Raw genomic sequence first — 6,694 nt, forward strand, 5'->3', positions numbered from 1 at the left:
GGGTGGATGCGGGGTTGGTGCGGGTTCAGATCAGTGCAGGTCCGCCGCCATGGATTCGGCGCGGATCTCTTCGGTCAGCCGGGCCTTGAGGTCCATGAACTCGGGGCTGGTCTTGATCGTGTAATGGCGTGGGTGCGCGAGTTGAACCGCCAGCTCTGTCTTGATGCGGCCGGGTCGCGCGCTGAATACCGCCACACGGTTGGCCATGAAGATGGCTTCGTCGATGTCGTGGGTAACAAACAGCACGGTCTTGCGCTCGGCCTCCCAGATGCCCAGCAGCAATTCCTGCATCAGCACCCGGGTCTGGTTGTCCAGCGCACCGAAGGGCTCGTCCATGAGCAGGATCTTGGGGTCGTTGGCCAGCGCACGCGCGATCGCCGTGCGTTGCTGCATGCCGCCCGACAGCTGCTTGGGATAGTGATTCTCGAACCCGCGCAGGCCCACCTTGGCAATGAAGTAGTCGCTGCGCTCTTTCTGGACGGCTTCGCTCACACCTTTCTCGCGCAGCCCGAAGCGGATGTTCTGCGCCACGGTCAGCCAGGGGAACAAGGTATAGCTCTGAAACACCATGCCGCGGTCGGCGCCGGGCTCCTGCACCAGCTTCCCGTCCAGCAGCACCTGCCCCGTCGTCGGGAAATCCAGACCCGCAACAATGCGCAGCATCGTCGATTTGCCGCAGCCGGAGGGCCCGAGAATGGTCACGAAATCGTTCTCCCGGACCTCGAAATCCACCGGCAGCAGCGCCTGGGTGCTGACGCCTTTGTGGCTGGTGAAGGTGCGCGAAACGCCTTGAATGGACAGCTGGTTCATCACAGGGAACTCCACTCGAACATGCGACGGTTGACGGTTTTGAAGATGAAATCCGACACCAGACCGATGAGCCCGATGATGATGATGCCGAAGATGATCTGTCCGGTATTGAGCAGCGCCTGACTGTCGGTGATCATGTGTCCGATGCCCGAGGACGAGCCGATCAGCTCGGCAACGATCACATAGGTCCAGGCCCAGCCCAGAACCAGACGCAGGGTTTCCGCGATGCCAGGAGCGGCACCGGGAATCAGCACCCGCTTGACGATCCCGGTATTGCTGGCGCCCAGGGTGTAGGCGGCCTCCACCAGATCCTTGCGCGCACCACCCACGGTCACGGCCACCATGAGGGTGATCTGGAACACCGAGCCGATGAAGATGACCAGCAGCTTCTGGGCCTCGCCCACGCCGGCCCAGAGGATCAGCAGCGGAATGAATGCCGAGGCGGGCAGGTAGCGGCAGAACGAGACAAAGGGCTCGAAGAACGCCTCCACGGGCTTCCAGGCCCCCATGGCAATGCCCAGCGGCACGGCCACGATGCTGGCCAGGATGAAGCCGCCCATGACGCGCCATACGGTCATGCCGATGTCATGGTGAAAGTCGAACTCGGTGAACAGCAGAATGCCTTCGCGCAGCATCGTCAGCGGGCTGGCGAGAAAGGTCGGCGAGACCAGTCCGCCAAAGGTGACGGCCGACCAGATCAGCAGGAACAGCAGGAAGAAGCCCGTGCCCAGCAGCCATTTGGCCCTGGGGCTGACAGGCTCCAGAGGGGCCATATAGCGCCGGCGAGCCGGCCTCACGGAAGGCGATGCCACCTGAACCGATGCGGGTGATGCAGACTTGATAGAAGGTGATACCGCTTCCATGTGCAACCTCTTTGCGCTTACTTGATGAAGCTGGCGTCGTACATGACGCCGTAGTTCTCAGGAATGCTGCGAATCACGCCGGCTTCCTTGAGGATGGCGGCAGACTCCTTCATGAAAGGCAGCAGATCGCTGGCAAAGAACTTCTGGTTGGCCTCCTTGTCCGACCATTTCAGAAAGGCTGCCGACTTGCCGAACTGCTCGCCGCTTTGCTTGACGGCCGCGCCCATGATTTCGTAGCTCTTTTCCTTGTCGGAATTGATCATGGCGATGGCATCGAAGTAGGACTGGGTCAGCGCCTTGGCGGCTGCCGTGTTGGCCTTGAGCCACTTGGGATCGCAGCCCACGGTATCCATCACCATCGGGTAGTCGATCGTGGTGGCCAGAATCTTGCCGGCGCTGGGGTTGGCGCGGACCGTGGACAGGTAGGGCTCATAGGTCATGGCCGCATCGTTCTGCCCGGAGACAAAGGCCTGGGCCGCAGGCTGGGGCTCCAGCGACACGGTCTTGATGTCCTTCATGGTCATGCCGTTCTTGTTCAGCATCCAGGCCAGACCGAAGTAGGGAGCCGTGCCCGGCGCGCTGACGGCTACGGTCTTGCCTTTCAGATCGGCGAAGTTCTTGACGTCATTGCGCACGGCAATGCCATCTGCACCATAGGACTTGTCCATCTGGAAGATCTGCACGATGGGCACGCCATTGGTGTTCCAGGCCACATGCGTTTCCACGGTGGTGGCGGCACATTGCACGGCACCCGAGGCCAGCGCCAGATGCCGGTCCTTCTGGGGAATCATCTTGATTTCGACATTGAGGCCGTTCTTCTTGAAGATCCCGGCCTTGTCCGCAAGCGTCAATGGCGCGAAGCCTGTCCATCCCGACATGCCCAGGACGATCTTGGTCTCCTGAGCCGCTGCATGTTGTGCAGCAGACACTAGAACGGTTGCGGCTAATGCCAGTTGCCAGATTGGAACGCGACGTGTCGATTTCATGGGACTCTCCTCGGTAGATGCCAGAGCAGTTCGGTTGTTGATGCGGACTTCAAGCGTTGCACGACAGTGCAGGCAGCGAAGTTTGCGATTGCTGATTGAACATGTATATACAGGCTTACCCGAGCGTCATAGTTGCCGCATTTCCCAGCTGTATAGACATGAGTCAACAATCCACAAAAGCAAGCTATGTGCCAACTCGCTCGCCCGCAGACCGCCTCCGCCGGCTCCTGGGGACGCGCACCAAAACAGCACCCGCGTTGCGCTAGTCGGGTGCAATCACGCTTTTTGCCACGGTCAGAAATGGTGCAATCAGCGCCGAGGCATTGCTCCTGGGCACCGACAGCACCACGGCCTGCTTGGCGACGCGGCCCTTGATTCTTTTGCAGAGCAGCCGCTTGCCGTCGTGGGTTCGGTCGACCACCGGCCGCGTGGTCAGAACGCTGACGCCATGCCCGTTGGCGACCATGGAGCGGACAAGCTCTATCGACGCCAGTTCATAGTTCACCGTGGGAACCACGCCCGCTTCCCGAAACAGCGAGAGAAAGTATTCGCGGCTCTGCGGCAGGTTGATCAGCAGCAACGGCGACTGGGCCAGCTCCGCCAGGCTCACGCTGGGCGCCGCAGACAGGGCATGCCTGGCAGGCAGCAAGGCATAGGGCGGCAATGCGGCAACCGGGTGCATGGTCAGCAGAGGGCGAGCCAGGCCCAGGTCATATTGCAGTGCGGCATGGATCTCCCCGCGTTCCACTTGCCGCGTCAGTGAGGCGATGTCCCCTTCGATCAGCTCGATGTCGATTGAAGGGTGGCGCTTTTGCATCTGGGTGAGCAGCTGCGGAATCCACAGCGCGCCCAGCGTGCTCAGAAAGCCCAGCCTCAGCGTGCCGGAAACCGCCTGCTTGCGAGGTTCCTGAAGCAGTTGCGCTGCTTCGAGCAGGCTCAGGGCCTCCCGGCTTCTAGCCAGCCCTGCCGCGGTCAGGTCCAGTCCGACGGCATGTTTGCGCACAAACAGCTGCTCACCCCACTGAGCCTCCAGGTCGGCAATCGCCTTGGAGATGGAGGGCTGTGAAACATTGATGGCCAGCGCCGCCTTGGCCGTGCTGCCGTGGCGTGCCGCGGCGACAAAATATTCGAGCTGGCGCAGATTTATCTGAATCAATTTTTTGAATCCAGTGAATGGGAAATGAATATTTTCCATTGATTCATGTTTTGGGCAGCATGCAGGCATCGCTTCAGATCAACAGCAGGACTCCCATGCTTGCATCAACCGAAAAAACTGCCTCCCGTCCGCTGGACGGCATCCGCATCCTGGACTTCACCCGGGTTCTGGCGGGCCCCATGTCCACGGCCTTGCTGGCCGATCTGGGCGCGGAAGTCGTGAAGGTAGAGCCGCCTCAGGGCGACGACTACCGCGCCATCGGCCCCATGAAGAATGGGCAAAGCGCCTTGTTCACGGTCATGAATCGCAACAAGCAAAGCCTGGTGCTGGACCTCAAGCATGCGGATGCGGTCGCCGTGGTGCATGAGCTCGCCCGGCAGGTCGATGTGGTGGTCGAGAACTTCAGGCCGGGCGTGGCCGAGCGCCTTGGCATCGGCCCCGAAACGCTGCGCGCCCTCAATCCCCGGCTGGTGTATGTCAGCGTCTCCGGCTTCGGCCAGACCGGCCCGCTGGCCCACCGCCCGGCCTACGACATCATTGTTCAGGCAATGAGCGGCCTGATGGAGGCCACGGGCGAGCCTCAAGGCGCGCCCACCCTGGTCGGCGAGGCGGTCAGCGATGTGGTTGCCGGCCTGTTTGCCTCCTGGGCGACACTGGCGGCCCTGTTGCAGGCGCAGAGAACCGGAGTCGGCCAGCATGTCGATGTCGCCATGTTCGACACCACGCTGAGCTTTCTGGCGACATCGATGTCGCGCTATCTGTTCACCGGCCAGCCTGCCCGGCGTGTGGGCAACCGACATCCGCTCTCGGCGCCGTTTGGCGTCTACAGGGCACGTGACGGCCATTACGCTCTGGCCGTGCTCAACAAGAAGCTGTTCGACGCCACCGCTGCCGCAATGGACCTGCCCGAGCTGGCCAGCGATCCGCGTTTTGCCAGCGATGAAACCCGCTCGGCCAACGAGCCCGCATTGCGCGCCGCGCTGGAGGGCTGGAGCACGCAGCACGATGTGGCCGATGTGGTGGCGCGGCTCGAAGCCGCTGGCGTTCCCGCAGCCCCCATCTGGAACATAGAGCAGGCCCTGAACTCCGAGCAGATCCGCTCGCGTGGCCTGCTCTGCGAGGTCGAGGACGAACGCCTTCCGGGCCTTCAGCTGCCGACACAGCCCGTGCATTTCAACGGCGCTCTGCCCAATCGGGCGCAACGCGCACCGGCCCTGGGCGAGCACACGGAGCTGCTGCTGCAAAGCTGGCTCGGCCGCAGCACGGACGCCATTGCCGCCTTGCGCGAAGCAGGCGCTTTGGGTTGATTTTGATTGACAGAAAACAAGGAGAGACCGCCATGTCATTGATTCGTCTGGGCGCGACCGAAGAAGATCAGGCCGTTGCCGATGCCGTTGCACGCTTTGCCGAGGAAACCCTGGCCCCCGTGGCCCAGGCCATGGACGAGGAAGCCTTTTCCGCCACGCGCCATGTGCCCGGCCTGTCCGCGCTGGGCGTGATGGGCATGAATCTGCCGGAACGCTTTGGCGGACCGGGCGTCACCCCCACCGCCATGCTGATGTCGCTGGTCGCCATCTCGCGCGCCTGCGCCGCGACCTCGTCCATGATCGGTGCTCACTACCTGGGCACGGATGCCGTTCTCATCGGCGGTGACGAGGCGCAGCGCGAGCAATGGCTGCCGCGCTGCGCCAGTGGGGAATGGCTGGCGGCCTTTGCGCTGACCGAGCCGCGCGGCGGCTCCCACCCTGCAGACATGCGTACCCGGGCCGTGCGCGACGGCGACGACTATCTGATCACGGGCGTCAAGCACTTCATCTCGAATGCGGCGGAGGCCCGCTTCATGGTGGTGTTCGCCAAGACCGATGCGGAGGCTGCGGCACGCGGGGTCAGCGCCTTCATCGTGCCGCGCGATCTGCCCGGCATACAGATTTCGTCGCCCGAGAAGCTCATGGGCATTCGCGGCGGACATGCTTTTGAAGTTTCGCTGGACAGCGTGCGTGTCCCGGCGGCCAATCGCCTCGGCGCCGAGGGCAGCGGCTTCAAGACCGCCATGAAAGTGCTGGACAACAGCCGCCTGGACGTGGCTGCGACCTCTCTGGGCATTGCCGAGGCCGCACTCAAGGCGGCGGCCGACTGGGCCAACCAGCGCCTGGTGGGCGGCGAACCGATAGCCAACAAGCAGGGCATACAGTTCAAGCTCGCCGACATGAAGCTGCGCCTGGAAGCCGCCTGGGCGCTGACCATGCAGGCCCTGGCACTGCGCCAGCAGGGCCAGCCCTTCACCCAGCAGTCGGCCATGGCCAAGCTGTTCGCCTCGGAAATGGTGGGCTTCGTGACCGACGAGGCGCTGCAGATCCATGGCGGCTACGGCTATACCCGGGAAATGCCCCTGGAGCGCTATGTGCGCGACGCCCGCATCCTGCGCATCTACGAAGGATCTTCCGAGATTCAGCGCACCATCATTGCACGCTCCGTATTGAACGCTTAGAAGGCGCAGCGGCACCCGGCCGGATTTGCTGGTGTAATCCACTCCATGGACAAACACTCTTCCATGTCGCTGCACGGGAAAATTCTCACCGAGATTGAACAGAACATTCTCAGTGGCCGCTGGCCGCCCGGCTATCGCATCCCGTCGGAGAGGCGTTGTTGCATTACAGAGACTTCCCATAAAAGCAAGCGCTGATGGCTTTCTTTTTTGATAGACCTGACTGCCGTAGTGCTCAAGAAGCGTAAAACGAGGAACAGACTGCACATCTACAGACGAGGTTTTGCACTTTGGTGTGCGCCCCAAGAAACAAACCGCGCAGCAGGACTCCATTCAAATCTCGTGATGTCGTGCGACTCACAATGCAACAAGCGAGCTTGTCTGCTGCTGGTCT

At 62.2% G+C, this 6,694-nt stretch carries 6 protein-coding genes; 2 read left to right on the top strand and 4 right to left on the bottom strand.

What is annotated here, in order from left to right:
- Positions 1-30: 30 nt before the first annotated feature.
- From SJH88_RS11925 to SJH88_RS11940, 4 genes are all read right to left on the bottom strand, one after another.
- Positions 31-810 carry an ABC transporter ATP-binding protein gene (locus SJH88_RS11925; protein ID WP_274754610.1) on the bottom strand — a complete coding sequence of 260 codons (780 nt, stop codon included), beginning with the start codon at positions 808-810 and terminating at the stop codon, positions 31-33.
- Entirely contained in the window at positions 810-1,673 is an 864-nt protein-coding gene (locus tag SJH88_RS11930; RefSeq protein ID WP_034363119.1) for an ABC transporter permease, read from the bottom strand. The genes SJH88_RS11925 and SJH88_RS11930 overlap by 1 nt, the downstream gene beginning before the upstream one ends.
- 17 nt (positions 1,674-1,690) lie before the next feature.
- Positions 1,691-2,659 (bottom strand): ABC transporter substrate-binding protein, encoded by a 969-nt coding sequence (locus tag SJH88_RS11935; RefSeq protein ID WP_034363122.1) that lies wholly within the window; start codon positions 2,657-2,659, stop codon positions 1,691-1,693.
- A gap of 262 nt (positions 2,660-2,921) precedes the next feature.
- Entirely contained in the window at positions 2,922-3,854 is a 933-nt protein-coding gene (locus tag SJH88_RS11940) for a LysR substrate-binding domain-containing protein (RefSeq protein WP_274754611.1), read from the bottom strand.
- Here SJH88_RS11940 and SJH88_RS11945 point away from each other — a divergent pair.
- Positions 3,833-5,122, top strand: coding sequence for a CaiB/BaiF CoA transferase family protein (locus SJH88_RS11945; RefSeq protein ID WP_274754612.1), 1,290 nt, complete (start codon positions 3,833-3,835; stop codon positions 5,120-5,122). The two genes, SJH88_RS11940 and SJH88_RS11945, sit on opposite strands and share 22 nt — an antisense overlap.
- Before the next feature lie 32 nt (positions 5,123-5,154).
- On the top strand, positions 5,155-6,303 hold the full coding sequence (locus SJH88_RS11950) for an acyl-CoA dehydrogenase family protein (RefSeq protein WP_003069530.1): 1,149 nt from the start codon (positions 5,155-5,157) through the stop codon (positions 6,301-6,303).
- Positions 6,304-6,694: the final 391 nt, after the last annotated feature.

Origin of the sequence: Comamonas sp. GCA5, assembly GCF_036541385.1 — a bacterium.
GTDB lineage: Bacteria > Pseudomonadota > Gammaproteobacteria > Burkholderiales > Burkholderiaceae_C > Comamonas > Comamonas aquatica.

Excerpts from the sequence above, each read along its gene's own strand:
- SJH88_RS11925 (WP_274754610.1), bottom strand. The coding sequence starts at position 810 with ATGAACCAGCTGTCCATTCAAGGCGTTTCGCGCACCTTCACCAGCCAC.
- SJH88_RS11930 (WP_034363119.1), bottom strand. The coding sequence starts at position 1,673 with ATGGAAGCGGTATCACCTTCTATCAAGTCTGCATCACCCGCATCGGTT.
- SJH88_RS11935 (WP_034363122.1), bottom strand. The coding sequence starts at position 2,659 with ATGAAATCGACACGTCGCGTTCCAATCTGGCAACTGGCATTAGCCGCA.
- SJH88_RS11945 (WP_274754612.1), top strand. The coding sequence starts at position 3,833 with ATGGGAAATGAATATTTTCCATTGATTCATGTTTTGGGCAGCATGCAG.
- SJH88_RS11940 (WP_274754611.1), bottom strand. The coding sequence starts at position 3,854 with ATGGAAAATATTCATTTCCCATTCACTGGATTCAAAAAATTGATTCAG.
- SJH88_RS11950 (WP_003069530.1), top strand. The coding sequence starts at position 5,155 with ATGTCATTGATTCGTCTGGGCGCGACCGAAGAAGATCAGGCCGTTGCC.